A 503-nucleotide genomic window follows, 5' to 3' on the forward strand; every position below is an offset into this window, starting at 1 on the left:
GGGGTATTGTTTCTCACTGGTTATCCGGTAATGTGCCGCTGCTTGGTATGTTTGCCCTAGTGCAAAGCATTTTGAGCAAGAATGCCAATGTTCTTAAAGTATCGGCAGATGAATCCCAAGCGCTTCCGATGCTGTTGAATACTTTCAAAGGCATCAGCTATACCACGCCTGGAGGTTATACAATTCACGGTGATGATCTATTAGAAACATTAGCTGTGGTGTACTTTGACCGTCATCAAAATAAGATAGCAGAGCGATTTTCAGCTAGTGCCGATGTTCGTATTGCTTGGGGCGGACGAGAAGCAATAGAAGCGGTTAGTGTTTTACCGAAAAAGTATAATAGCCAAGATATACTTTTTGGCCCTAAGCTCTCGATGATGGCTATTGGCAATGAAGCTCTAGACTCAGAGAAAGCCATTCGAAAATTAATAAGACGAGCAGCAACGGACTCAAGTGTATTTGATCAGTTTGCATGCGCTTCGCCTCACACTATTTTTGTTGAA

Annotated in this window: 1 protein-coding gene; it reads left to right on the top strand. The window is 42.9% G+C overall.

The window, feature by feature from the left end; translation table 11 throughout:
* Positions 1-503 (top strand): acyl-CoA reductase (locus tag GCE9029_RS25655; protein WP_231870209.1); only part of this gene is annotated, 503 nt, incomplete at both ends.

The organism is Grimontia celer, from assembly GCF_900055185.1.
Lineage (GTDB): Bacteria > Pseudomonadota > Gammaproteobacteria > Enterobacterales > Vibrionaceae > Enterovibrio > Enterovibrio celer.